At 54.1% G+C, this 25,108-nt stretch carries 19 protein-coding genes; 12 read left to right on the plus strand and 7 right to left on the minus strand.

Going from position 1 to position 25,108, the window contains the following annotated elements; all coding sequences use genetic code 11:
* Nucleotides 1-268 precede the first annotated feature (268 nt).
* From rsmG to bcp, 4 genes are all read left to right on the plus strand, one after another.
* Nucleotides 269-979: a 16S rRNA (guanine(527)-N(7))-methyltransferase RsmG gene (rsmG, locus tag ACFWUL_RS00525; RefSeq protein WP_416177475.1), complete on the plus strand. Its 711-nt coding sequence runs from the start codon at nt 269-271 to the stop codon at nt 977-979.
* 215 nt (nt 980-1,194) lie between these two features.
* Nucleotides 1,195-1,800 (plus strand): TetR/AcrR family transcriptional regulator, encoded by a 606-nt coding sequence (locus ACFWUL_RS00530; RefSeq protein ID WP_416177476.1) that lies wholly within the window; start codon nt 1,195-1,197, stop codon nt 1,798-1,800.
* Between the two features lie 136 nt (nt 1,801-1,936).
* On the plus strand, nt 1,937-3,814 hold the full coding sequence (ftsH, locus tag ACFWUL_RS00535) for an ATP-dependent zinc metalloprotease FtsH (RefSeq protein WP_416177477.1): 1,878 nt from the start codon (nt 1,937-1,939) through the stop codon (nt 3,812-3,814).
* Between the two features lie 160 nt (nt 3,815-3,974).
* Complete coding sequence (bcp, locus tag ACFWUL_RS00540) at nt 3,975-4,436, plus strand: thioredoxin-dependent thiol peroxidase (protein ID WP_416177478.1); 462 nt, start codon at nt 3,975-3,977, stop codon at nt 4,434-4,436.
* A 365-nt stretch (nt 4,437-4,801) separates the two neighbouring features.
* Here bcp and ACFWUL_RS00545 read toward each other — a convergent pair whose 3' ends face one another.
* From ACFWUL_RS00545 to ACFWUL_RS00560, 4 genes are all read right to left on the minus strand, one after another.
* Complete coding sequence (locus tag ACFWUL_RS00545; protein ID WP_416177479.1) at nt 4,802-5,557, minus strand: nucleoside phosphorylase; 756 nt, start codon at nt 5,555-5,557, stop codon at nt 4,802-4,804.
* An 83-nt stretch (nt 5,558-5,640) separates the two neighbouring features.
* Nucleotides 5,641-6,606 (minus strand): glycerophosphodiester phosphodiesterase family protein, encoded by a 966-nt coding sequence (locus tag ACFWUL_RS00550; RefSeq protein ID WP_416177480.1) that lies wholly within the window; start codon nt 6,604-6,606, stop codon nt 5,641-5,643.
* A 234-nt stretch (nt 6,607-6,840) separates the two neighbouring features.
* Nucleotides 6,841-7,734 (minus strand): flagellin lysine-N-methylase, encoded by an 894-nt coding sequence (fliB, locus tag ACFWUL_RS00555; RefSeq protein WP_416177481.1) that lies wholly within the window; start codon nt 7,732-7,734, stop codon nt 6,841-6,843.
* 307 nt (nt 7,735-8,041) lie between these two features.
* Nucleotides 8,042-9,706, minus strand: a complete 1,665-nt coding sequence (locus ACFWUL_RS00560) for a ribonuclease J (RefSeq protein WP_416178100.1) — start codon at nt 9,704-9,706, stop codon at nt 8,042-8,044.
* Between the two features lie 404 nt (nt 9,707-10,110).
* Here ACFWUL_RS00560 and ACFWUL_RS00565 point away from each other — a divergent pair, with 404 nt between their 5' ends.
* The 4 genes from ACFWUL_RS00565 to ACFWUL_RS00580 all read left to right on the plus strand — a co-directional run bounded on the left by ACFWUL_RS00565 (nt 10,111) and on the right by ACFWUL_RS00580 (nt 15,570).
* Nucleotides 10,111-11,067 (plus strand): YybS family protein, encoded by a 957-nt coding sequence (locus tag ACFWUL_RS00565; protein WP_416177482.1) that lies wholly within the window; start codon nt 10,111-10,113, stop codon nt 11,065-11,067.
* Between the two features lie 301 nt (nt 11,068-11,368).
* On the plus strand, nt 11,369-13,360 hold the full coding sequence (locus tag ACFWUL_RS00570; RefSeq protein ID WP_416177483.1) for a DHH family phosphoesterase: 1,992 nt from the start codon (nt 11,369-11,371) through the stop codon (nt 13,358-13,360).
* Nucleotides 13,357-13,803 (plus strand): 50S ribosomal protein L9, encoded by a 447-nt coding sequence (gene rplI / locus ACFWUL_RS00575; protein WP_416177484.1) that lies wholly within the window; start codon nt 13,357-13,359, stop codon nt 13,801-13,803. The genes ACFWUL_RS00570 and rplI overlap by 4 nt, the downstream gene beginning before the upstream one ends.
* A 483-nt stretch (nt 13,804-14,286) precedes the next feature.
* The gene (locus tag ACFWUL_RS00580; RefSeq protein ID WP_416177485.1) at nt 14,287-15,570 is read left to right on the plus strand and encodes an adenylosuccinate synthase; all 1,284 of its coding nucleotides are present in this window, start codon (nt 14,287-14,289) and stop codon (nt 15,568-15,570) included.
* A gap of 77 nt (nt 15,571-15,647) precedes the next feature.
* On the opposite strand, the gene ACFWUL_RS00585 is transcribed toward ACFWUL_RS00580, so the two are convergent.
* Nucleotides 15,648-16,529 carry a DMT family transporter gene (locus ACFWUL_RS00585; protein ID WP_416177486.1) on the minus strand — a complete coding sequence of 294 codons (882 nt, stop codon included), beginning with the start codon at nt 16,527-16,529 and terminating at the stop codon, nt 15,648-15,650.
* Between the two features lie 285 nt (nt 16,530-16,814).
* Here ACFWUL_RS00585 and ACFWUL_RS00590 point away from each other — a divergent pair, with 285 nt between their 5' ends.
* From ACFWUL_RS00590 to ACFWUL_RS00605, 4 genes are all read left to right on the plus strand, one after another.
* On the plus strand, nt 16,815-20,018 hold the full coding sequence (locus ACFWUL_RS00590) for a DUF3427 domain-containing protein (protein WP_416177487.1): 3,204 nt from the start codon (nt 16,815-16,817) through the stop codon (nt 20,016-20,018).
* A gap of 469 nt (nt 20,019-20,487) precedes the next feature.
* On the plus strand, nt 20,488-21,825 hold the full coding sequence (locus ACFWUL_RS00595) for a TrkH family potassium uptake protein (protein ID WP_416177488.1): 1,338 nt from the start codon (nt 20,488-20,490) through the stop codon (nt 21,823-21,825).
* A 9-nt stretch (nt 21,826-21,834) separates the two neighbouring features.
* Nucleotides 21,835-22,485 (plus strand): potassium channel family protein, encoded by a 651-nt coding sequence (locus tag ACFWUL_RS00600; RefSeq protein WP_416177489.1) that lies wholly within the window; start codon nt 21,835-21,837, stop codon nt 22,483-22,485.
* Between the two features lie 286 nt (nt 22,486-22,771).
* On the plus strand, nt 22,772-23,128 hold the full coding sequence (locus ACFWUL_RS00605) for a type I restriction-modification system subunit M N-terminal domain-containing protein (protein ID WP_416177490.1): 357 nt from the start codon (nt 22,772-22,774) through the stop codon (nt 23,126-23,128).
* A gap of 20 nt (nt 23,129-23,148) precedes the next feature.
* Here the strand turns inward: ACFWUL_RS00605 and ACFWUL_RS00610 are convergent, their stop codons facing one another.
* Together ACFWUL_RS00610 and ACFWUL_RS00615 are read right to left on the minus strand one after the other, a co-directional pair.
* Nucleotides 23,149-23,901 carry a hypothetical protein gene (locus ACFWUL_RS00610; protein ID WP_416177491.1) on the minus strand — a complete coding sequence of 251 codons (753 nt, stop codon included), beginning with the start codon at nt 23,899-23,901 and terminating at the stop codon, nt 23,149-23,151.
* A gap of 93 nt (nt 23,902-23,994) precedes the next feature.
* Nucleotides 23,995-24,675 carry a hypothetical protein gene (locus tag ACFWUL_RS00615; RefSeq protein ID WP_416177492.1) on the minus strand — a complete coding sequence of 227 codons (681 nt, stop codon included), beginning with the start codon at nt 24,673-24,675 and terminating at the stop codon, nt 23,995-23,997.
* Between the last annotated feature and the right edge of the window lie 433 nt (nt 24,676-25,108).

Raw genomic sequence — 25,108 nt, forward strand, 5'->3', positions numbered from 1 at the left:
TTTTTATGCAATGCGAGGAATAATTCGACGCAAATAGCGAGCTATTTAAGGAGAGTTATGACGAAGCAGTGCATAAAAATCCTTATGAAATCTGACTCTGCGAATTAATCAGCGCTTCCCTGGGTCTAGATCTAGGTCTAGATCTGGGGCAACAGGCCTTCGGCCCTTGCTGCCTCAATTTCATTCTCATTGATTAAGCCCCGCATCAGGGAAATTTATGCGGGCAGTAAACATCATTTTTTATAAGAAGTGTAGAAAGGGAAAATCTATGACAGCCTTGGAAATGATGAAAGCTTTGGGCCTTGCGGCAGACGAGGAAGCCGCAGGGAAACTGACGGAGTACAATGCCATGGTGATTGCCATGAGCAAAAAAGTAAATCTTACAGGAATCAAGGACGTGGAGGAGAGCCTGGTAAAAAACGTCTTTGATTCCCTCACCGTGTACGATGAAAAATATTTTCCCAAAGGCGGCCGGGTCCTGGACCTGGGCACCGGTGCCGGCTTTCCGGGAGTGCCCCTGGCTGTTCTCCGGCCGGACATGCAGTTCATCCTTGTAGATTCCATACAGAAGAAGCTGAATTTCATTGAAGAAGCCTGCAAAAACCTGGGTATCGGCAATGTGAAATGTCTCCATATCCGGGCGGAAGAAGGGGGACGGCGGCGGAAGACCCGGGAGGCCTTCGATGTGGTCACAGCCCGGGCGGTGAAGGCCATGCCCATTATTTCGGAATGGGCCCTGCCCTTTGTGAAGGTAGGCGGCATTTTTGCAGCTATGAAGGGACCCGGAGCCGATGAAGAGATGAAAACTGCCGGTAAAATCCTCCGTGAGCTCCATGGCGAGCTGGCGGAGAAAAAGGAACTGGCCCTTCCCGGCGGGGATCGGCGCTGTATCCTTTACATCCGCAAGACGGCCCCCTGTCCGAAGAATTATCCCAGGAAAGTGGGCATTGCAGAAAAGAAACCCATACTGGGGGAATAATCCCGATATTTCCTGAAAAAGAGTGCCCCAAGGCACTCTTTTTCACTGCCCATTGCCTCTGGACGGATGGCTCTGTGCCGGTCCATTCGGATTTGTGGTGACACCATCCTCCTTCCTTGCTATGGCTGGTATATTCCTGTATACTATAAAAAGTGACCAAGGGTTGAAAATTAATTTTTCCTGGCAAAATGTACAAATAAGGTTGGAGGACAGGCATGGCATTAACGAAAAAAGCGGAACGGACGAAGGCAAAGCTTTTGGAATCAGCTAAAAAGCTGATTAGTGAAAAGGGCTTTGACCGGGTATCCGTGGAAGATATTACCAGGGACAGCGGCGTGGCAAAGGGAACTTTCTATCACTACTTCAAATGCAAGGAAGACGTGATTATGGAGCTTTCCTTCCAGTCCAGCCGGGTCATTATAGACAAATCCGTCCATCTGGAGGGAACCGTGGTGGACCGGTGCTGCTTCTTTATCATGAACATGTATCGGGATGCCCGGTGGGCCGGCGTACGCCTGGTGCGCCAGTGGATCCGGGAATGCATCGAATCGGAAACAGGAGATGCCAAGGTCAAGGAATGCCTGGAGGATTTTCATTCGTCCCTGCTGACGATTCTTACCATACACCGGGGAGAGGGTTCCGGAGAACTGGTACAGGATGCACCGGTGGATACGCTGGTGAAACTGCTGATCGGACACATATTCGGTACGCTTACCGTGTGGTGCATGGTCAACGGAGTCTGGCAGATGGATGATGAAACGGGGGAGAAGTATACCCGTATCGATATCGGCAACCTGCTGAAGCCCTACCTGATTCCCTGATTTTCTGAAGGCGGCATGATCTGCTGCCTTGTGTTGAAATAAAAGCGGTTTTTATCAGGAGGATATCCGATTCACCTGACGTGGGTGATCACGAAATCGGCTGTCGGAAATCCTGTAAAGAAAGTGAGGTTATGAAGTGAAAGAAGTCAAACCTTCCAAGCGGCCTATACTGGCCTATTATGTGATTATCTTTCTTGTGATTATTTTCTTTAATTCCCTTATCATGCCGGCCTTCCGGAGCAATGAGGTGAAGACCGTGGATTATTCCACCTTCATCACCATGACTGAAGACCAGCAGATTGACAAGGTCCAGGTGGAGCAGGACCAGATCCTCTTCACGAAGAAGGGAGAAAAGGATACCTACAAGACGGCACCCATGAACGATCCCCAGCTGGTGGACCGGCTCCATAAGTCCGGCGCCGACTTCACGGCGAAGATTTCTACGCCCATGAATCCGCTCCTTGATTTCGCACTGACCTGGATCCTGCCGATCCTGATTTTCATCGGCATCGGCCAGTATATGAACAAGAAGTTCATGAAGAACATGGGCGGTCCTGATGCCATGCAGTTCGGTCTGGGAAAGTCCCATGCCAAGATTTTTGTAAAGCCCACGGATGGCATCAAGTTCTCCGATGTGGCCGGGGAAGATGAAGCGAAGGACAGCCTGAAAGAAGTGGTATCCTATCTCCATGATCCTACAAGGTACAAGGAAATCGGCGCGAAGATGCCAAAGGGTATCCTTCTCGTGGGGCCCCCAGGCACCGGCAAAACCATGCTGGCCAAAGCAGTGGCGGGGGAATCGGGAGTTCCTTTCTTCTCCATTTCGGGCTCCGAATTCGTAGAAATGTTTGTGGGCATGGGTGCTGCCAAGGTCCGTGACCTGTTCAAGCAGGCGAAGGAAAAGGCACCATGCATCGTATTTATCGATGAAATCGATGCTATCGGCAAGAAGCGCGGCGGCGCAGCTATCGGCGGCAACGATGAACGGGAACAGACCCTGAACCAGCTCCTTACGGAAATGGATGGGTTTGAAGACAATACGGGGGTCATCATCCTGGCGGCCACGAACCGTCCGGAATCCCTGGACCCCGCCCTTACCCGGCCGGGCCGTTTTGACCGGCAGGTGCCGGTTGGCCTTCCTGACCTCCAGGGCCGCGAGGCAATCCTCAAGGTCCATGCCAGCAAGATCAAGCATGCACCGAATATTGATTTCAATAAGGTGGCCCGCATGGCTTCCGGCGCCTCCGGCGCCGAGCTGGCCAATATCGTCAACGAAGCAGCCCTCCGGGCTGTCCGGGACCATCGGAAATTCGCCACCGAAGAGGATATGGAAGCGTCCATTGAAGTGGTCATTGCGGGGTATGAAAAGAAGCATGCCATCCTTTCCGATAAGGAACGGTGCGTGGTTTCGTACCACGAAATCGGCCATGCCCTGGTGGCAGCTCTCCAAAGCCATTCTGCCCCGGTGCAGAAAATCACCATCATCCCGAGAACCAGCGGCGCCCTGGGTTACACCATGCAGGTGGATACAGGAAACCATTACATCATGACGAAGGAAGAACTGGAAAACCAGATCGCCACACTGACCGGCGGCCGGGCAGCAGAAGAAGTGGTATTCCACACTTCCTCCTCCGGTGCTTCCAATGATATCGAGAAGGCCACGAAACTGGCCCGGGCTATGATTACCCGGTTCGGCATGAGCGATGAATTCGGCATGGTAGCCATGGAAACGGTGACGAACCAGTACCTGGGCGGCGATACCACCCTGGCCTGCTCTCCGGAAACCGCAGCCCGCATTGACCGGGCTGTGTCCGACCTCATCAAGAAGGAACACGAGAAGGCTGTAAAGCTCCTGGAGGAAAACCGTCCGAAGCTCGATGCCCTGGCGAAGTACCTCTATGAAAAAGAAACGATTACGGGCGAAGAGTTCATGCATATCCTGGAAACCGGCAAAGTGCCGGAAACACCGAAGGCTCCCGAAGCTCCGACTATGGATCTGAACCTGGAAAAGTAACGGGTTTTGCGTAATTTTAAAAGGAGTACCCCTCCACATGGAAGGGTACTCTTTTTGGATGCAACGAAAAGATGCAAAATCCGATTTACCGCAGTCCCTTTTTATGATACTATATTCATATAAATCGAAATAGAATAACTTTATTAAAGGAGGTATTCCTATGGCATTGGCAATTGGTGAAAAAGCACCGGATTTTACACTTCCTTCTGACGGAGGCAAGGACATTTCCCTTCATGACTATGAAGGACAGAAGGTGATCCTTTATTTCTACCCCAAGGACAATACGTCCGGGTGTACGTTGGAGGCGAAGGCTTTCCGGGACCATCTGGCGGATTTCAAGAAATTGGGGTATGTGGTCCTGGGGGTGAGCCGGGATTCCATTAAGAAACACTGCAATTTCCGGGACAAGAATGAACTGAATTTCCCGCTCCTCTCCGATGAAGAGGAAAAGGTGGTGAATCTTTACGGTGTACTGAAGGAAAAGAGCATGTACGGAAGGAAGTACATGGGCATCGAACGGTCCACTTTCATCATCGATGAGAAGGGAAACCTGGTGAAGGAGTACAGAAAGGTGAAAGCAGCGTCCCACGTGAATGACCTGCTGAAGGATCTGGCGGAATAATAGAATATAGAAAAGCCGTGAACTATAGGGAATCATAGCTCACGGCTTTTATTTGCAATTAATTTGTGCGAGTTGGGATGGATTCATTCTGTCCGGTAATCATAGCACCTGCCCTGGGGAACAGGGATCTCGAATAAAGGGGATAGCCCCGCCTCGAAGAGGTGGAATTTACAAATCAGATGAATGCTGATGACATAGAGGGCAAATTTATGCGTTTCCCTATCCAGAGGTCTTGCTGGAAATATATAATTTGCGGCGCTTCCATATTTTATGCGCCGCCACCACCACTCCTCACTCCTAACTCCTCATTCCTAATTAATGGCATGAGAGTTGATACTAAGGTTTGGAATACAGCTTGATACCGGCTATATTTCTTCCAGCGCCTCTATTCCCAGCACAAGGGCGGCATTGCGGCTTTCCTTTCCCCAGTGCCTCTGGTCGTGGGACAGGGAAGAGAGGGTATCGGCGGTGAACATGATTTCTGCAAATTCTCTTTTCCGGAACCTTGCACAGGCGGCGAGGGCGCTGGCTTCCATATCCACCAGTTTGCAGCCTTCGGCTTTTCTTTTCTCCACCTTCTCCCTGGTTTCCCGGAAGAAGCCATCGCTGGTCCAGGTGGTGGCGGCGTGGAAGGGGAGTCCCTTTTTTTCAAAGTACCTTTTAAGCTTGGTCAGGGGTCCTTTGTCCAGGTCTATAAACCGGGAGGGGGCCATGTAGTGGTAGGAGGTGCCTTCGTCCCGGAGGGCCCTTTCGATGGGGAAGAAGCAGTTCTCCGGAAGATCTATCAGGGATCCGCAGCAGCCGATGGCCAGTACCTTTTGGGTGCCATAGGCAAAGAGCCGGTCCTCTATGAGCACCGCCGATGCAGCGCCGGCGGGAGCCTGCACGAGGAGGAGGGACTCCTGGTTTCCCGGTATTTCATAGAGGGGAAATTTCTTCGTAAGTGACAGGAAAGAGCCGATGACTTTCCCGCCCCGGCTTTCAGCAAAGGCGGCTATCCGCTTTTCCCCCAGAAAAGCCATGAGGCACCGGGGAGGAAGGTGAAGGGAAAGGTGCTCGAAATCCGGGGAAATGAGACCTTCTTCGCTGCTGAATTCAGTGAGAGGAATGCTGGTAATCATGGGGTGACTCCTTTCTGCGGGAAACGTTAGGTTAGAAGCTTGTAACTTTGATCATATTCAGGGAAGTGGGGACTATCTGTTTACTACCCTTCCAGATGGTACGGCGAACCGGGGCAGGGCTGCTTATCCGGGACTTGGATGCCATGGGCTGTGAGGACCTGCCGGAGCAGGGCGGGACGGTCGGAAATGATGCCATCCACCCCTTTATCAAGTTCCTTTTCCATGTCCTCTTTCGTATTGATGGTCCAGGACACCACCTTCATGGAGAGGCTGTGGGCACGGTTTACGTCGGCAGCGGTGATTTCCTTAAAGCAGGGAGAAAGAATATCCGCCCCTGCGGCATGGGCCGCTTCAATGACGGAGTTTCCGCAGTCTGCAAGGCGGATGCCTCCCAGCCAGGGGGACGGTTCTTTCCGGTCCAGCCACAGGGTGTCGCCGTCAATGCCCCAGGAGGGCTGCTGCTGGTAGAGGGCAGACGTGCGGATAGAAGGATCCAGCCGTTTCATGAGAATGAGGGTAGTCCAGTCGAAGGACTGGAGAATCACCCGGCTCTCCATGTGGTATTTCCTGACTATCCGGTAAAATTCATGGACAAACCGCTCGGGGTCTGCGTTATTTCTATAGTAGGGGCTCTCGGGGTTCGGATAAGACTTGGTTTCTATATTGAACTCTATGGTCCTGTTCCCGGTAGATTCGACGAGCCGGAACAGTTCCTCCAGCGTAGGAATGGTGGCATCATGGGACACCTGGGTGCCGTGTTCCCGGGCATAGGTCGTGCCGGGACGGAGGTGGCCCACATTGAACTGCTGGATTTCCCCGATGGTCATGGTGCGGAGGTCATACTCCCTGCCTCCCACCGGGCGGCCTTCGCGGTCCGTGGTGATATCCGGGTTCAGCCAGGGATTGTGGCTCATGACGATGCCGTCTTTCGCCAGCTGCATGTCGCATTCAATGGTGGCGGCGCCGATTTCCAGGGCGTAGAGGTAGGAATAGAGTGTATTTTCCGGACGGGCATCCCTCCCGCCCCGGTGGGCTTCGAAGTCAAACATACTGGTCTCCTTTCGTAAGGATATATGAACCGCTTTTGGGAGCTGATGGATAGAGACACTTGAGTGGGGGCTTCTGGCTGCCAGGTTCTAGCATTTAGAAAAAATGAACCGCCTGGGGCATGAAATTGGGGCTGGAGGCGCCGCAGGCTGGACAGCTTTCCTGGGAGCTAACAGCCAGGAGATGGAAGCCCCTCCTGATGACTCTACCCGTTATCATGCCGAACTGCGGCCCCATCAATCTTCATCCATGCTGTCCAGCAGGATGTATACATTCTCATTATCATACTCGATCTGCTCGGACCAGCGGGTGACGGAGCGGATGAGATCTCCTGTGCGGGCGTATTCCAGGAGGATGAAGGCTATGGCCTCTTCGGCGTACTGGGCCATGGCCAGGGGATCATAGGCTTCGCATTCATCCAGCTGCCGGTAGAAAATGTACTGGTAAAGGTTGGTGAGGAATAGGCTCCCCGTGCTTTCTGCCAGCTGCCGGGCCTCAGGAAGAAGCGTATCCATATGATCTTTTATGAAAAAAAGGGATTCTGTCCATTCGGTATCAATGGGATTGGTCTCTTCCAGACGGGAAATCGCTTTTTCCACAAAGGGCGAAGTAAGGGAAAGGTCCGGGGCAGAAAGCCCTGCCTCTTCATCCAGATGAAGGAGGGTAAGAATCCGGTCAAAATGGAAAAAATCATCGGACTCGCTGCCTCGGAACGTGAGGGGCCCTTTTTCAGCAAGGAGCTGCTCCACCGTCTTTTCACAGGCCAGCCCTGTGCCGCAGAGCATGATTTCTTCCCCACGGTCCCCATCGTAGGGGAATTTGTAGAACCGGGGATGGTCGTGGCAGATCTGGCAGAGAAAATCGTTTCCCTTTTCCAGTACCAGCCGACAGAGTCCCTTTTCCGTGAGGAAATGGCAGTACCCCTTTTCATTCATCCGAAAGCAGGTGAGCCCTTCTTCGCCGGTCTTCATCCATTTTGTGAGCTCCTCGCCCAGGGGCCCCTGGGTGTTCCGGTATTTCTTCTCCGTTTCTTCGTCGATATCGATTTCCCATTTCTGGCAGCAGGTGTGGCGGCATTTGTCCGCCTTACATTGGAAATGGGGGAAAAAGGTGGGATATATTTTCAGCATGATAACTCCTTGTTGTGACAATGGCCTGCGTCCGGGACTGGAGAAAGGCGGCTGGGGGGAAACATGCCCGTCAGGCGAAGAGAAGGTGCGGCGGGAATAGTGTAGACTTCGGGCATCAGATACCGAAAAGAATCAGCGGCGGAGACGCGGTCCGGCTTCATAAGGCGGTGCCATATGATTTGTGTGCCGCCACTAATACTCATCACTTCTCACTCCAGACTTTTGAACCTGTTTTCCGTAAACATCTTCACAGTTCATGGCACTATACAAAAATCCCCCATCCCCGAAGGGGACAGGGGAGCATATGTTATTTGACTTCCTGGATAATGGGGAGAATCATGGGGCGCCGCTTGGTGCGGTCGTAGAAATACTTGCCCAATGAATCGCGGATCTGGGTTTTAATGGCATTCCATTCGGTCACATTGCCGGCCTCGCAGCGGTCAAGAACCGACTCGATGCGGTCTTTGGCTTCCGTGAGGAGGGCTTCGCTGTCGCGGACATAGACGAACCCGCGGGAAACGATATCCGGGCCAGCCAGGACCTGGTTGCTTCCCTTTTCCAGAGCAATGACTACGATGACCACCCCATCCTGGGCGAGCTGCTGGCGGTCGCGGATGACGATATTTCCTACATCTCCTACGCCGAGGCCATCGACGAAGACAGGACCGGCCTGTACTTTGCCATTGATTTTGCCGCTGCGGTTCGTGAATTCAAAGACCGAACCGTTTTCCCCAATGAGGATATTCTGTTTCTTCACGCCCAGGCTTTCTGCCAGTTCCGCATGGCTGCAGAGCATCCGGTATTCACCGTGCACCGGGATGAAGAACTTCGGCTGTACCAGGGAAAGCATGGTCTTCAGGTCTTCCTGGGAGCCGTGGCCGGATACGTGGACCCGGGTAGTCTCGCTGGTGACTACGTGGGCACCGAGACGCATGAGGCTGTCGATGGTGCGGCCTACGCTTGTCTCGTTGCCGGGAATGGGGGAAGCAGAGATGATGACCGTGTCTCCCGCGTGAATCTGGACCTGCCGGTGGCTGCCGTCAGCCATGCGGGACAGCCCTGCCATCGGTTCCCCCTGGCTGCCGGTGGTAAGAATGCAGAGGCGGTCGTCCCGATACCGGTTGATTTCTTCCGGCTCGATGAATGTGCCTTCCGGTGCTTTCAGGTAGCCCATTTCCAGGGCGATACCCACCACGTTTACCATGGACCGGCCGAATACGCAGACCTTCCGCTTGAAAGCAACAGCCGCATCTACGGCCATCTGGATACGGGAAACGTTGGATGCAAAGGTGGCCAGGATGATGCGGCCCCGGGCATCGGCATAGGCTTCGAGAAGGGACTTGCGCACCACCGCTTCCGAGGGAGTATACCCCGGGCGCTGGGCATTCGTGGAATCGGCGCAGAGTACGAGGACTCCCCGGTGTCCCAGTTCAGCGAGCTTGTACATATCCGTCAGTTCCCCGTCCACCGGAGAGTGGTCGAACTTGAAGTCCCCGGTGTGGACGATGGTGCCGATGGGGGTGCGGAGATAAATGCCGCAGGAATCGGGAATGGAATGGCACACATGGAAGAAACCGAACTTGAATGAACCGGCTTTGAATTCATCCCCCGATTTCACCACGTGAATGTCAGCATTGGTAATATGGGCTTCCTTCAGCTTGCCTTCGATGAGCCCGCAGGTGAGGCGGGTTGCGTAGACCGGCGCGGAAACTTCCCGTAACAGATAAGAAAGGGAGCCGATGTGATCTTCGTGACCATGGGTGATCAGGATGGCTTTGATCTTATCCTTATTCTCAATTAAATAACTGAAATCGGGGATAACGATATCGATCCCCAGCATGTCTTCTTCCGGGAAGGCCATGCCTGCATCAATTACGATAATTTCGTCGCCGTAACGGAAGACAGTCATGTTCTTTCCGATTTCCCCCAGTCCGCCCAGGGGAATGATCTGTAATCTAGCTTTTGCCAAGATTAAAATCCTCCTATTTAATTTTTATAAAATAAAAATGTATCCCCACATAAAACTACATGCAGCATACATATAAACATATCAATTAAAAAGCCGTTCCATAGTCGCTTTTTCTATTATATCACAAGGAGGAAGCTCTGTGGCAGAAAGATAGATTTAAGAATTGGCTGAAGGAAGTTGGGGCTTCGCGGCTTTGCCGCTGAAGATACAGCCGCCAGTCATCCGCCGTAGGCCAAAGGCTTTCTGACAGCTGGAAGGTGGAAACCGGCACACCTGCGCCAATGACTCTACCCATATACCTGCTGAAACCCTGAAAGAGGGAGGTACGGAAATCATTCTGCCCCGATATTCCCCAATATATGGTACAATAATATATCTACTATTATATGTGTAAAAGGAGTAATCGCATGGATCATAGAATTTCCGGAAATAACCACGCCGTGGTGCTGGCTGGCATGTGTACGGCCCTGGCGGTGGTGCTTTCCCTCCTGGGCTTTTACATGCCCCTCTTGTCTACGGTGGTATTTCTTCTCATTCCCCTTCCCATTGCCTATCTGGGCATGAAGGAAGGCGTGAAATGGTCTGTGGTAGTCACCACGGGGGTGCTCATCCTGGATTCCACATTCTTTGGCGTGGTGTCCGCCGCTTTCGTGTGTGCCATCTTTGGCCTCCTGGGCGTGGTCATGGGAATCTGTTACCGATATAAGGTTTCTGCGGCGAAGACCCTTTTTGCCGGTGCCGCGGTGGTACTGGCAGCCCTGGTGGCTGAGGGCATTGCGGCCCTTTACCTCCTGGGAATTCCGTCCCTCCTTTTCGGCGGGGAAGGCATGGCCCAGATGAAGGACAGCATGCTGGAAGTGCTTCCTTCTTTCTACAGCGGGGAAGCCTTGGACCAGGCGAAGGAAAAGGTGGAATTCCTCATGGATGCCATGGAGAAATCGGTGCCCTATACGCTGGTGGCAGTTTCCGTATTCTATTCCTGGGCTTCCATGACCCTGGGATCCCATATTTTCAAGAAAATGGGGATCAGCGACATTCCCCACCTGCCGCCCTTTGAACGGTGGGAATTCCCCAAGGGAACCATCCTCCTGTACCTCGTGGTCCTGGGCTGCCAGTATTTCTTCAAGGACCAGGAGCAGGTGTCCTATGTGGCCTATAACCTGGGCACCCTCTGCGTTACCATTTTCTGGCTCCAGGGACTGGCGGTGGTGTGGTGGCTGCCCCATCGGTACCCCATGATGAAGCCCCTTCGGCTTTTCATCATGATTCTTTCTGCCTTTATCGGCTTTGTCCAGATGTTTGTGGTCTTCCTGGGCATTGCGGACATGGCGGTGGACTATCGGAAAAAAAGGAATTATCAGTAAGGAAAGTGGCGGAAGTGGCTGTTGGAGAACAGCGGGAAGCTATCGGCCAATCGTGTGAATGGTTCGTAAGGGCTGCAGGTGGGGCTTCGCCCAATCAGGTTTTCGCCGCAGGCGTTACCCTTCAGTCACCTTCTGACAGCTTTGGGGAAGCTCCTCATGAATGGCTGGCAATCCTTCATTATATTTGCATTCATTCTTTATTTCGGTTAGGATTAAGGGTGACCGGATGAATTGTTCCGGTGGCACGAAGCGATAGTTTGGAAACTGGATTTTTTAGAAATCGAGGTTTACAGAGGGTAAAATGCTCAGTGACATTTGGGTGTACAAGAAAACGTCCCGAATCATGCTGGCCCTGCTTCTGGCAGCGGTGGTAATGCTGGCTACCCAGAACTGGCAGCTGGGGCTCCTTCTCTTTATCGTCGTGGCAGGCTGCATCGTATACATCAAGCGCTGCGACTATTACCAGGAAAAGAAGCTGCTCCGGTATCTGGATGACCTGTCTGCCGGTGTATCTGCAGGCACGGTGTATGCGGTGAAGAACCTTCCCGTAGGCATTGCCATGATGGACGAGAAGAAGGAACTGGTCTGGGCCAATAACGTATTCCGTGGATGGATCGGGAAGGATGCCCAGGAGGGCGTACGGTTCCAGAACCTGGTGACAGGACAGAAAATTTCAAAGATCTGGGGGAAGACCGGCTGGTTTGACTGTCATGCAGGAGGCACGTTCTTCCGGGTATTCCACAAGTTCATCGATGTGGATATCGGTGGCGGTACCCAGTCACCGTTCATGGTTTTCTATTTCATGGACAGAACCGATGTGGAAGTGGCGGTTCGGGAATGTACGGAAGCTCGGCCGGTATTCGGCATCATCCGCATCGATAATGTATCGGAAGTAACCGCCGATATGACGGATATGGAAAAATCGGCTCTCCTGTCTGATGTGACGGAAAAAGTGCTGTCCTATTTCAGCAGCAGGGATGGATTTATCAAGCAGTATTCCACCACCGATTTTGTGACCTGCATAACCCAGAAAGCCCTGACAGAGCTCATGGAAAGCAATTTCGATATTCTGGACCAGGTCAGGGCCATCCATACGGTGAACCGCATCCCCGTGACCTTGTCCATCGGCGTCGTGCAGAGCGAGGAAAACTTTGCCAAGCAGTTCGAAGAGGCCCAGGTCTCTTTGGACCTGGCTTTGGGCCGGGGCGGTGACCAGGCCATTGTCCGCGTCGGCAAGGATGTGAAGGCCTTTGGCGGTAAATCGCCTACCGCCGTGAGCTCCACCCGGGTCAGGGTCCGTGTCGTTGCCCAGGCTCTGAAGGAAATCATCGATGGCGCCGATATGGTGCTCATTATGGGCCATGCCCACGAGGACTTCGATGCCCTGGGGGCTGCGGTGGGGGTGTCCCATTTGGCTCGGGCATCCCATAAGGAAACACATATCGTCCTGTCGAAAGAACGGGATACCTGCAAAAAGATGGTGGAAGCCATTGAAAAGAGCGGTCAGGCCGAAGGACTGCTGCTGGATGAAGGGGATGCGAAGGGCCTCATCACTGACAAGACGGTGGTGGTCATCGTGGATACCCACATACCGGAGCTGGTGGCGGCACCGGAGGTGCTGAAGAGGGCCAAGAAGAAAGTGGTCATCGACCATCATCGGAGAGCCAGCACCATGATTTCCTCGCCCCTGCTCACTTACATGGAGCCGTCTGCTTCCTCGGCGTCGGAACTGGTTTCCGAACTGGTTCAGTATTACGGCGGCGATGAGGAAATGAATGAACTGGAGGCGTCCTGCCTCTATGCGGGCATCGTGGTGGATACGAAAAATTTCGCCGTCCAGACGAGCGTCCGCACCTTCGATGCGGCCAGCTTCCTGCGCCGCTGCGGCGCCGATACGAGGCTGGTGCACCGGCTGTTTGAAGAAGATATCAGCAGCATCCGTACCAAGGCGGAAATCCTGGCGGATATGAAACTGGTGGATGGCACCATCGCCATTGCCGCCTGTCCGGAACATGTGGAGGAATCCCAGATCCTGGCAGGCCAGGTGGCCGATTACCTTGTGACCATCAAGGAAATCCGGGCCAGCTTCCTGTTCTACTATACCGACAAGGGCCTGTGCCTCTCGGCACGGTCCGATGGGTCCATCAATGTGCAGGTGGTCATGGAAGCCCTGGGCGGCGGCGGCCACATTACCGTAGCCGGTGCCCAGCTCGGTAAGGAAGGAAAACGGGAGGAAGCAGAAAAGACAATCATTGCGGAAGTCCGCAAACAAATAAAGGAGGAGAAAGAATGAAAGTCGTACTCTTACAGGATGTCAAAAAAATGGGAAAAAAGGGAGACGTTGTGGAAGTCTCCGACGGCTATGGCCGTAACGTACTGATCCGCAAAGGGCTGGGTGTGGAAGGAACGAAGGGAAACCTGAATACCGCAGCCCAGCGGCAGGAATCCAAGGTATTCAAAGACAAAGTGGCTGCCGATGAAGCGGTCATCATGGCTTCCCAACTGAAAAAGGTGAAAGTGGTCATCAAAGTCCAGTGCGGGGAAGACGGAAAGATTTTCGGATCCGTCACCGGCAAAGACATCAGCGAAGCTTTAGAGAAACAGTATAAATTCAAACTGGAAAAGAAAAATATCCGCCTGAAGAGCCCCATCAAGACCCTTGGCGAATACGATGTGGAAGTCTGGGTACACCAGCAGGTGACCAGCACCATCCACGTTTCCGTAGTAGCGGAATAAAAAAATCCCCATGGCAGAAGCCATGGGATTTTTTTATAGGAACCGGCAGGACCGGATGATTGAGTGAAGAAACGACAAGAAGTGAGAAGTTAGGAGTGAGAAGTTAGGAGTGAGGAGTTAGGAGTGGATGTGGCGGCGCATCAATTCATATAGCGCCGCAGTATTATATGCATGCCACTACTTCATCGTTTATCTTATAACTCTATCGGTAATTTTGGGCCGGCCCTGATATTTTATAAAATCTCGTGCCGCTATATAATTTGACGCGGCACACCACCACTCCTCACTCCTCACTTCTCACTCCTAACTTTTTCACCATTCAACAATCTTGCCATTGATTTAAAATACCCACATTTCTCCTATCACAGACAGTCCTTCCCGTTTATGGTATAATAAAACCGTAAATTGCGCATATATATGGCGTACAGAATACTTTCCCAAGAGAACTATGTGGGAATTCCGAACAGGAAGGAAGAATGAAACATGGCAACAGCAATGGTAATCGGTGCCCAGTGGGGCGATGAAGGTAAAGGCAAGATCGTGGATTATCTCGCCGCAAAGGCAGACGTGGTTGTCCGCTCCCAGGGGGGTAATAACGCAGGCCACACCGTAGTCACCGGCGGCAAGGCTTACCCGCTCCGCCTCATGCCCAGCGGCATCATGTATCCCGGCACCATCTGCATCATCGGCACCGGTGTCGTGGTGGATCCCAAGAGCCTTCTGGAAGAAATGAAACGGCTGGAAGACCAGGGAATCGATGCAAGGCACCTCCAGATTTCCACCAGGGCCCAGGTGGTATTCCCTTACCACATCCGGCTCGATGAAGCAGAAGAAGCCCGTAAAGGCAGCCACAAGATCGGCACCACGAAGAATGGCATCGGACCCTGCTATGCAGATAAGATCAACCGTATCGGCATCCGCATGTGCGACCTCATGGACAAGGAAACCTTTGCTGAAAAACTGAAATACAATGTGGCCCAGAAAAATATGCTCCTGGAAAAACTCTACGGCATGGAAGGCTTCGACTATGAAACCATGTTGGACGATTATCTGGGATATGCAGAAAAACTCCGCCCCTATGTGACCGATACAAACTACACCGTGCAGACCCTGGTACGGGAAGGCAAGAATGTCCTCTTCGAAGGCGCCCAGGCTTCCATGCTGGACTGCGATAACGGTACATATCCATTCGTTACTTCTTCCCATCCTACTGCCGGCGGTGCCTGCATCGGTGCCGGCATCGGACCCCATATGATGCAGAACATTTTCGGCGTGGTGAAAGCATACAGCACCCGCGTAGGCCAGGGCCCGTTCCCCACGGAACTCCTGGACGAAACGGGAGACTACATCCGGAATACGGCCCATGAATTCGGCACCGTCACCGGCCGTCCCCGCCGTGTGGGCTGGCTTGATACCCGGGCCGTCCGCTATGCTGCTGCCCTGAACTCCTTCGATTACCTGGCCATTACCCGCCTCGATATCCTGGACGACATGGAAGAAATCAAAGTCTGCACAGGCTATGAATACGAAGGCAAAGAAGTGAAAGAATATCCGGCGGACCTGAAGTTCCTGGAAAAGATCACCCCCGTATACAAGACATTCAAAGGCTGGAAACAGAAGATTTCCGGTATCCGCAGCTACGACGAACTTCCGCCGCTCTGCAGGGAATACCTGGAAGGCATCTCCAAACTCATCGGCGTGCCCATCGGAATTGTATCCGTAGGTCCGAGCCGTGAACAGACCATCGTCCTGAAAGACGTATTCTGATAACCATACAAAATCCCCGGAAATGGGAAACCATTTCCGGGGATTTTTTGATGGGAAATTGCGCTGCAACGATTCGACTATTTCCTTGCCACTACGCCAACGGCCAGGATAATGAGCACCATACCCAGGAGCTGCCAGAAGCCAAAGAGAAGATTAAACAGGAAGAAGGAAAAAATAATGGAGGAAAAAGGCTCCAATGCCGAAATGATGCTGGCCTCTGCCGGCTGGATGTAGGCTACGCTTCCCAGATAAAGGACGAAGGAGCAGATGGTACCAAATATGACCACGTACACAAAGGCCATGATTGTATCTGCATCCACGGAACCGGTGAAGGGTGTGAGGAAGGCGATGGGCATCATGCAGAGGGAGGCGGTAAACATGCCCCAGCCCACCACCTCCGGGGCTCCGTATTTCTTGATAATCCTCACGGGCTCCACGGTGTACAGGGCACAGGCCAGGGCGCTGACGAGGCCCCAGAAAAGGGCTTTTTCCGATATGGCCAGGGAATGGAAATTGCCGCCGGTGGCGATGAGAGCAGTACCGGCCACTGCAAAAAGGGTGCAGAAGATTTCCTTTCCCCGGGGCAGCCGTTTCTCGGAAATACAGCACCAGAAGATGATGAGGATGGGCATGAGGTATTCCAGGATGGTGGCGGTGGGGGCATTGCTGTATCGGATGGAAGCAAAGTAGCAGTACTGGGTGCCCAGCATGCCGAAGGCGCCAAAAATGAGGAGCGTGAGCCTGTCCTTTTTATCTTTCCAGATGGAAAAGATATTTCCCTTCATCAGCTGGGCGATGAGCACCAGCAGGATTCCCGCAGAAAGGAGACGGAAGAACGTAAGCCATTCCGGTGAAATTCCCCGGTTAATGAGAAGAAACTGTCCCGCAATGCCGCTGGATCCCCAGAGAATAGACCCAAGAGATGCGAAAAGGATCCCTTTTTTCCTGTCAGCAGTCATGAAAAAACCTCCTTATGACAATAAGGTATCATAAGGAGGCAGGATATGCCAATTGCAGTTTGCCCTGCTGATGGGGCGGCGCTGATGGATAGAGTCAAACGCGTGAGAGCTTCTAGCTGTTAGCTGCTAGCTTCCAGGAAAGCTGGCCAGCCTGCGGCGCTTCCCACCCGGTCTTTCCATCAGTCATTTGTGCCGTAGGCTGTAGAGCCTTTCGAGAAGCTAGAGGCTAAAAGCTGGGGAAGCGCTGATTCATTCGTAGAGTCAGATTTCATAATGAGGTGCCCTATGGATAACGAATTAAAACCCGGTCTCTATGAGCAAGTGATCAGCGAGGGGCTGGCACGCCTGCTTCAGGCGCTTCCGGAAGGCCGAAAGGATGAAGCCGCCATCGATACCGCCGAGGCCGCGATGATTCTCACGCAATACCTCGCCGCTTTTCTCCACAGGTCTCTTACTGCCATTGGCGAGCAGGAGGCGGCGCAGCCACTCGCCGCACAAATCGCCTTCGCGAATGAGCTCATCCGCTTTGTCCAGGGGAAACTGCCGCTCCCGCCCGGCGAAGCCGGCAGTCAGCCGCGTGCGGGGGATGACCTCATCGACGCAGCAGGAAAGCAGCTTCTGGGCATCACGCGCCAAAATGATCTTCTCCTCAAAAAGAAGGAGCATATGATGCGCCCCTCGACCTCTCTCGTCGAAACCTTGCTTTTCACCGGTGCGCGCCAGGAGCCGTCCATGTTCACGGAGCTCAAAAAGGAAATCGCCACCTCCGACCGCCTCGATCTTCTCGTTTCCTTTATCAAGTGGGGCGGGCTCATTCTCATCCTGCCCGAGCTGCAGGCCTTCACCGAGCGCGGCGGGCAGCTGAGAGTCATCGCGACCTCCTACATGGGTGCTACCGACGTCAAGGCGATTGACGCACTCGCAAGGCTGAAAGGCGCCCAAATCAAAATTTCCTACCATACCAAAAGCACGCGCCTCCATGCCAAGGCCTACATCTTTCATCGCGATACCGGCTTTGACACCGCCTACATCGGCTCCTCGAATCTCTCCAACCCTGCGCTCTCCAGCGGTCTGGAATGGAACGTGAAAATCACGAATCATACTGCCCCCGCCACGATGAAGAAGGTCAACGCCACCTTTGATACCTACTGGCAGTCACCGGATTTCGAGCGCTACTCCCCGGATCAGTATGCGCGGCTCGCCGCCGCCATCGATGCCGAGCGCCACCCCGCTTCCGTTCATGAGTCCCCTGCCGCCTACCAGTTCATCATCCGCCCCTTTGCCTATCAGCGCGCGCTTCTCGAGGAAATCGCGGCCGAACGGCAGCTGCGCGGCAATTATCGAAACCTCATCGTGGCCGCCACAGGCACCGGAAAAACTGTTTTGTCTGCCTTCGACTATCAGCGGTTCCGCCAAGCGCACCCCGGCGAGGCCTGCCGCCTTCTTTTCGTCGCCCATCGAGAGGAAATCCTCGCGCAGAGCCTCGCCTGCTTTCGCAGCATTCTCCGCGACCAAAACTTCGGTACGCTCTTCGTCGGCAGCCACAGGACAACGGCCGCGGATGATACTGCGCACCTCTTCCTCTCGGTGCAAACCTTCCATGCACAAAAATGGTGGGAGCAGACGACGCCGGATGCCTACGACTACATCATCGTCGACGAGGTCCATCACGCCGCTGCCGACACCTATCAAAAGCTTTTCACCTACTATCAGCCCAAAATCCTGCTCGGCCTGACGGCGACGCCGGAGCGCATGGACGGCCAGGACATTCTCCGCTATTTCGGCGGCCATCCCACGGCAGAGCTGCGCCTCTTTGAAGCCATCGAGCGCGGCATGCTCGTCCCGTTCCATTATTTCGGCGTCACCGATACGGTCGACCTCTCCGAGCTGACCTGGTCAAATGGCGGCTACCTCACGAGCGAGCTCAACCAGGTCTATGTCCTTTCGCACGAAAAGGCCAGAAAGCGCGTGGAAAACATCCTCGTGAACCTCGAAAAATATACCACAAGCCTGAGCGACATCCATGGTGTCGGCTTCTGCGTCTCTCAGGAGCATGCCGCCTTCATGGCGAAATGCTTCACAGACCGGGGCCTGCCCTCGCGCGCCCTGACCTCGCACTCCTCCGAGGAGGAACGGCGCACGGCCAAAAACGATCTCACGCAGGGGAGGCTTCGCTTCCTCTTCGTTGTCGACCTCTACAACGAGGGCGTCGACATCCCCGCCATCGATACGATTCTTTTCCTGCGCCCCACGGCCTCCCTCACCATCTTCCTGCAGCAGCTCGGCCGCGGCCTCCGTCTCTCCCCCGGCAAGGCGTATCTGACCGTCCTTGACTTCATCGGCCAGGCGCATCACAAATACCGCTTTGAGGAAAAGTTCTCCGCGCTGCTCCGTCATACCAAGCATTCCACCCGCGAGGAAATCGAGCAGGGCTTCCCCAGCATGCCGCGCGGCTGCTTCGTCGAGCTCGAACGACAGGCGCAGAAATACGTTTTGGATAACATTCGCGCCCAGCTCGTCAACAAAAGCTACCTGCTCGCCCAGCTGGAGGATTTCGGCAAAACCGGCACGCCCCTGTCGCTTGACGCCTTTCTCTCCTTTGCCAGACTGCCGCTCACGAAAATCTACAAGGCCGGCATGAAGGAAGGCTTCGCACGCCTTGCCGTGCTCGCCGGTCTGCGCCCCGACTTTGAGGAGCCGGACGAGCAGCTGCTCACGCGCGCGCTGCCGCGCTTCGCGGCCATCGATGATGCCGAATGGATTCAGTTCCTCCTTTCCCTTCTGCCGCATCTATCTTCCCTCCCTGCCCGGGACTACACCCCCATCGAGGAAAAATGGCTGCAAATGCTTTACTTCACCATCTGGAACGACAGTCTTGAGGAGCGTACCGCTCAGCAGACCATCCGCGAACGGCTTGCCGCCCTCAGCAAGGACCGCAGCCTCATCGAGGAAATCTGCGGCCTGCTGCGCTGCCGCCTTGCGCATCTCAAGGGCGTCAGCCTGGAAAATCGCCTGCCCTTCCCCTGCCCGCTGCGCGTGCATGCCCAGTACTCGCGCGATCAAATCTGCGCGGCGCTCGATATTCTGAAGCCGTCCACGATACGTCAGGGCGTCTATCAGGTCAAGGAGAAGAACTGCGACATCTTCCTCGTCACGCTCAACAAAAGTGAAAAGGACTACTCGCCCTCCACGCTCTACGCTGACTACTCCATCAACGACCATCTGTTCCACTGGGAATCGCAGAGCACGACCTCCGATACCTCTCCCACCGCAGAGCGTTATTTTCATCATCGCGAAAATCATCACTTTATCCTGCTCTTCGTACGAGAATACAAAAAGAACGCGCTCGGCAGCGCGCCCTATGTCTTTCTCGGCACGGCAAACCACGTCCGCCATGCGGGCTCCCACCCCGTCCGCATCATCTGGAGGCTCGACGTCCCCATCCCGGCAGAATTCCTCCAGGTGACGAACCAGCTCGTTTCCGATTGAGGCCCAGCCCGATGCGATAAGCGGCAGGCGGGGAAACGCCCAGCCTCCCCCCGGCAGGCTTGCACGCCATGATAATGCGTAAAATTGTTAAGGAAGGCATTGCCGCTGAAATTCCGTATCGGTGGATAGCACCGGAGCGCGGCATAAGGAAGCCTCATCTAAAAATCATGACAATCCTATGCGCGCAGTTCTGCGCCTCGTGGTTGATTTCATCGCAAAATGATGATAGAATCAAATGCAAGCAGGTCAATATCGCAATGCTATTTATATGAAAAATGCGGAGATGCTTGTGATGCTCCTGCGGACGTGATGGAGCGCCGACGCCCCGACGGGGATTCATCGCCGCAGGGCGCAGGGTTCCGTCTCTTTCATCCGCACCAGGCAGGATCGCTAACGGCATCGTCTGCAGACGGTGCCGTTTCTTTTTGCACGCTGGCATTGCGCCATAGGACGAGGGAGGGAGATTCCTTTGCACGTTCCTTTTACCGGACGGCAGTTTTCATCATTTCAGGTCATCGGGCTGAGCTTTCTCGCGCTCATCGCGGTCGGGACGCTGCTGCTCATGCTTCCCTGCGCCACGCAGAGCGGCAGGAGCGCACCTTTTCTGACAGCGCTTTTCACGACGGTATCGGCAAGTTGCGTCACGGGACTCACGGTCGAGAACACTGCGCTCTATTGGTCGCCGTTCGGCCAGCTCGTGCTTCTGGGGCTCATCCAGATCGGCGGCCTCGGCGTCGTGACGATGGCGGTGGCGGTGACGGTCGCCTCGGGGCGCAAGGTCGGCTTCATGCAGCGCAGCACGATGCAGGAGGCCGTGGCGGCACCGCAGCTCGGCGGCATCGTGCTGCAGCTGCGGTTCATCCTGATCTTTACTTTTGGCTGCGAGCTTCTCGGGGCGCTCTTGCTGCTGCCGGTGTTCGCGCGGGATTACGGCTGGCTGGAGGGGAGCTGGCTCGCGCTCTTCCATGCGGTCTCGGCGTTCTGCAACGCGGGCTTTGATCTCCTCGGGGAGCGCGCGGGCGGCTCGTTCATGGCGTACGCGGCGGACCCGCTCGTGAATCTCGTCATCACCGCGCTCATCCTCGCGGGCGGCCTCGGCTTCATCACCTGGGGGGATCTGCGCCTGCATGGCCGCCATCTCGGCCGCTGCCGCCTGCAGACGAAGATCATCCTCCTCATGACCGCCGTGCTCGTCATCGTGCCGACGGCGATTTTCTACCTGCTGGAGTTTCCCGAGCTGCAGGGGGCGGCGCGGTTCTGGGCCTCGCTTTTCCAGGCGGTGACGCCGCGCACGGCGGGGTTCAATACCGTCGATATCGAGACGATGAGCGATACGGGGCGGCTGCTACTCGTCGTGCTCATGTTCACGGGCGGCGCGCCGGGATCGACGGCGGGCGGCATCAAGACGACGACGCTCTTCGTGCTGCTAGCGACGATGATCTCCTCGCTGCGCCTAAAAAAGGATGTGGAGCTCACGCATCTCGGGCGCCGCATATCCCTCGAAACCGTGCGGCGTGCGCTGACGATCTTCCTCGTGTATCTCGTGCTGCTGTTTTCGGTGACGGTCTTTATCTCTTATCATGACGGCGTGCCGCTCATGGATGCGATGTTCGAGACGGCCTCGGCGCTCGGCACGGTCGGTCTCTCGATCGGGCTCACGGAGCATCTGAGCCCCGTCTCGCAGCTTTTGCTCTGCGGGCTCATGTACTTCGGGCGCATGGGCGCGCTCACACTGATTTATGCCGTACACACGCGGCGCGAGACAGTGCCGCGCCGTCTTCCGGAAAGTTCAATTACCGTTGGTTGAGGTGATCCTATGAAAAAGTCAGTCCTGATTATCGGCCTCGGGCGCTATGGCCGCTACGTCGCGAAAAAGATGAACGAGCTCGGCCATGAGATTCTCGCCGTCGACAAGGATGAGGAAAAGGTGAATCTCGCGCTCCCCTTCGTGACGAATGCGCTCGTCGCGGACACGACGGACCCGCGCTTCCTCGAATCGCTCGGCGTGCGCGATTTCGATCTCTGCCTCGTCGCCATCGGTGACGATTTCCAGAGCTCGCTCGAAACGACACTGCGCCTCAAGGAGCTCGGTGCGCAATACGTCGTCTCACGTGCCTCACGCGGCATCCATGAGAAATTCCTGCTGCGCAACGGTGCCGATGAGGTCGTCTATCCGGAAAAGCAGATGGCGAACTGGACAGCCATCCGCTACGGCTACGACCATATCCTTGATTATTTCCAGCTCAGCAACGATTATGCGATTTATGAACTGCCGATGCCGGAGGCATGGGCCGGACATACGATCGGCGAGCTCGACATCCGCCGCCGTTATCATGTCAACGTGCTCGGCATCAAGGAAAAAGGTCATCTGAATGTGGAAATCACCCCCGCGACACAATGCACTGCAGGAGATACGGTGCTCGTGGTCGGACACCGCAAGGATTTGACAAAGTTTTTCCATATTTGAGCCAGGAAGCAAGAACCTCCGGTTCAGAAATCCCTTCACCATAAAAATAGGGTAAGTGAAATTTGAGGTTGAAAAGGGCCTTATCCGACCATTTCCCAATATCGGGGTTCTGGTTGAATGAGGTTCTTTTTCTTATGTCGCAAAATATCCCGTTTGGTTGAAAACATAGAAAATCACAACTCTATATTTTGCTCAAAATCTGGTTGAAATAGTTTTCTTGTTATAGTATCATCATAATATGAGGTTATTTCTCAAATTCTGGTTGAAAAGACAAGGAGACCACTTAATGGAACAGGAACGGTTTAATTACGAAGCAGAAATCTGGAACGTGGCCGATTATCTGAGGGACGTGATCCAGAGAAAAGACTATAACCGTGTGGTGCTCCCATTCTCCCTCCTCCGCAGACTGGAATGTGCTTTGGAGCCAACCAGGGTCGCCGTCTGCAAGGCTCTGGAAGACCATGAGAAGGAATGGGGACGGGAAAGCGAAAACTATTGTACGTATTCTAAAAAGCTTTTCTACAACGTCACAAACTTCCGTCTGAACAACCTGGGCGCTACGGATACCTACGAGGCCCTGATGTCTTATATCGACGGATTCAGCCCGAATGCTCGTGAAATCATGAAGCGGTTCAAGATGTAGGCAATACCCTTCCGGCGCCGTCAGGCTCTTGCCAGGACGACGCAGATGAGGCCGGCCACGAAAAAGAAAATATACGCCGGCAGCCGGTAGTCGGTGTAGAAGGAATCTTCCTCCCGTTCCACTTCCTCATAGGGCCGGGCGTGCATGCCTTCATAATAGCTTTCCGGGATGAGGCCCTTGTAGAAGTCCGCCAGATACTGGGCGTAGTCCAGGGTTTCCTTTGAGAAAAACCAGAAAACCGGCGTATACAGGGGGACTTCGTCTTTTCCGGACAGGTAGGACAGGACTTCCGTGGTAAAGCTCTTCAGGGCGGCATCGGGGCTGTCCGTATCCCGTTCCGCCTTTTCTGCCATTTTATTGAATCGGTCGTGAAGGGCTTCAATCTTTTCCTGTGAATAGAGGGTATCCAGATGGTCCGGCAGGAGAGATATATCTCCCACCCCGCGGCCGGGGTCCGCTTCTTTTCTTATGAATTCAGGAAAGGTCTCATCGATTTTGTCAAAACCGGTATAGAGGCTGAGAAGGGGCGGATAATCCCGGGCATAGGCTTTCAGGACGAACCGGGCGATATAGAGCCGGAAAACGGCGTAGTCTGCCAGAAACCGGCACCAGTGGGGCCGCTCCCGGTCATGCATGATGATACTCTTTTTCTTCAGGAAAAGCCGGAAAATCATGTGGAGCCCATAGCTTCCCTGGGGCTTGGCCATATAGGAAAAGAAAGCCCGCTGGGCAGCGGTAATTCCCATATTGACCAGGTAATTATCCATATCCACAGCGGACCACTCCCTTCTTTTACTATTTCCCTGTGTCCCCATTGTACTCTAGCCATTCTCTTTTGGGTAGCCCGGGGCAGGGGATTTTCTTCTCTACAGGGCGATGAGACAGTAGAGGGCCAGGCCGGTGAGGAAGGCGAGAAGGGAAGAATCCGCCAGTTCCTCAGCGCCGGAAGCAAAGGAAAACACCGGCGTCAGGGTATCGGCGCACCGGGTAATTTCCCTTGGCGTGAAACGGCAAAGCTTTTCATGAAGGAAAGAGAGGTAGCCCTGGATTTCCCTGAGAAGAAGGGAAATCCGGTCTTCAGACAGATGAATTTTTCTCTCCTTTGCGATGGCCCGGAGAAATGAAGCGGTATCCTGGTCTCCCTGTAAAGTCCGGAAGAAATGGAAACGCCGGTCCACGGACTCCCGGTCCGGATACCGGGCGAGGCTTCCTGCGGATAGGAAGGAGCCATTGAGCTGCCGACGGAGCGAAAGGGCATGGAGGGTCTCCGGAAGGTGGGACAGGCTCTCTTCCATCCCTTCCACCAACGCCCCAAGGCATCCGAACCCGCTTCTGAACGCATGGATCTCCTGTTCCGCCAGATACAGGCGGAGCAGCACATAGTCCCAGAAAAAATCATCCGACGGCGGTGGGCTTTCGTGCAGGAAACCGCCGGATTCGCAAAGAATGGGATAGAGGTCACTCCCCTTTGCGGGAGAAGTGAATGACCGGAGGGCCTCCTCTACCAGGGAGGCCCCTTCATACTGGAGATACTCTCTATTGTTCATTTTCCTTTCCTCCTGTCAGGGAACACAGGATATGTTTGTGACTTTCTTGCATATCATTATAAAGGAAAATCATGCATAAAATATAATAGAAAATATTTATTATAGTATAAAGATTATATGCTGCATCTTACAGGCCGTAAAATGCATCTTGAAGGAGGTATTCCTCCTCATATTCAGTATAGAAGGAAACAAGTAATAATAAAAATAGTGAATAATCATAAAACATATAAATGGATTTAATAAGTGAAAGAGAGGAGTGAGAAGTGGAGGTGGCGCGCCATGGATGGTGCGCCGCATACCCATTCCTGACTGATTGCCGGGAACTTTGGCATCGAATGGACACTCCACCAGCACCGGCTTTCCCATCTTGCCTTTATGTTCTCTTTCGTGTAGCATAGGACATAAGAGACAGGACATCAGTCATACAGGGAGG

It is taken from the genome of Dialister sp. (assembly GCF_047832375.1).
In the GTDB taxonomy this organism is placed as follows: Bacteria; Bacillota; Negativicutes; order Veillonellales; family Dialisteraceae; genus Dialister.

What these genes read in the sequence shown, in the direction of transcription:
- rsmG (WP_416177475.1), top strand. Translation starts at nt 269, where the DNA reads ATGACAGCCTTGGAAATGATGAAAGCTTTGGGCCTTGCGGCAGACGAG.
- ACFWUL_RS00530 (WP_416177476.1), top strand. Translation starts at nt 1,195, where the DNA reads ATGGCATTAACGAAAAAAGCGGAACGGACGAAGGCAAAGCTTTTGGAA.
- bcp (WP_416177478.1), top strand. Translation starts at nt 3,975, where the DNA reads ATGGCATTGGCAATTGGTGAAAAAGCACCGGATTTTACACTTCCTTCT.
- ACFWUL_RS00545 (WP_416177479.1), bottom strand. Translation starts at nt 5,557, where the DNA reads ATGATTACCAGCATTCCTCTCACTGAATTCAGCAGCGAAGAAGGTCTC.
- ACFWUL_RS00550 (WP_416177480.1), bottom strand. Translation starts at nt 6,606, where the DNA reads ATGTTTGACTTCGAAGCCCACCGGGGCGGGAGGGATGCCCGTCCGGAA.
- fliB (WP_416177481.1), bottom strand. Translation starts at nt 7,734, where the DNA reads ATGCTGAAAATATATCCCACCTTTTTCCCCCATTTCCAATGTAAGGCG.
- ACFWUL_RS00565 (WP_416177482.1), top strand. Translation starts at nt 10,111, where the DNA reads ATGGATCATAGAATTTCCGGAAATAACCACGCCGTGGTGCTGGCTGGC.
- ACFWUL_RS00570 (WP_416177483.1), top strand. Translation starts at nt 11,369, where the DNA reads ATGCTCAGTGACATTTGGGTGTACAAGAAAACGTCCCGAATCATGCTG.
- rplI (WP_416177484.1), top strand. Translation starts at nt 13,357, where the DNA reads ATGAAAGTCGTACTCTTACAGGATGTCAAAAAAATGGGAAAAAAGGGA.
- ACFWUL_RS00580 (WP_416177485.1), top strand. Translation starts at nt 14,287, where the DNA reads ATGGCAACAGCAATGGTAATCGGTGCCCAGTGGGGCGATGAAGGTAAA.
- ACFWUL_RS00585 (WP_416177486.1), bottom strand. Translation starts at nt 16,529, where the DNA reads ATGACTGCTGACAGGAAAAAAGGGATCCTTTTCGCATCTCTTGGGTCT.
- ACFWUL_RS00590 (WP_416177487.1), top strand. Translation starts at nt 16,815, where the DNA reads ATGGATAACGAATTAAAACCCGGTCTCTATGAGCAAGTGATCAGCGAG.
- ACFWUL_RS00600 (WP_416177489.1), top strand. Translation starts at nt 21,835, where the DNA reads ATGAAAAAGTCAGTCCTGATTATCGGCCTCGGGCGCTATGGCCGCTAC.
- ACFWUL_RS00605 (WP_416177490.1), top strand. Translation starts at nt 22,772, where the DNA reads ATGGAACAGGAACGGTTTAATTACGAAGCAGAAATCTGGAACGTGGCC.
- ACFWUL_RS00615 (WP_416177492.1), bottom strand. Translation starts at nt 24,675, where the DNA reads ATGAACAATAGAGAGTATCTCCAGTATGAAGGGGCCTCCCTGGTAGAG.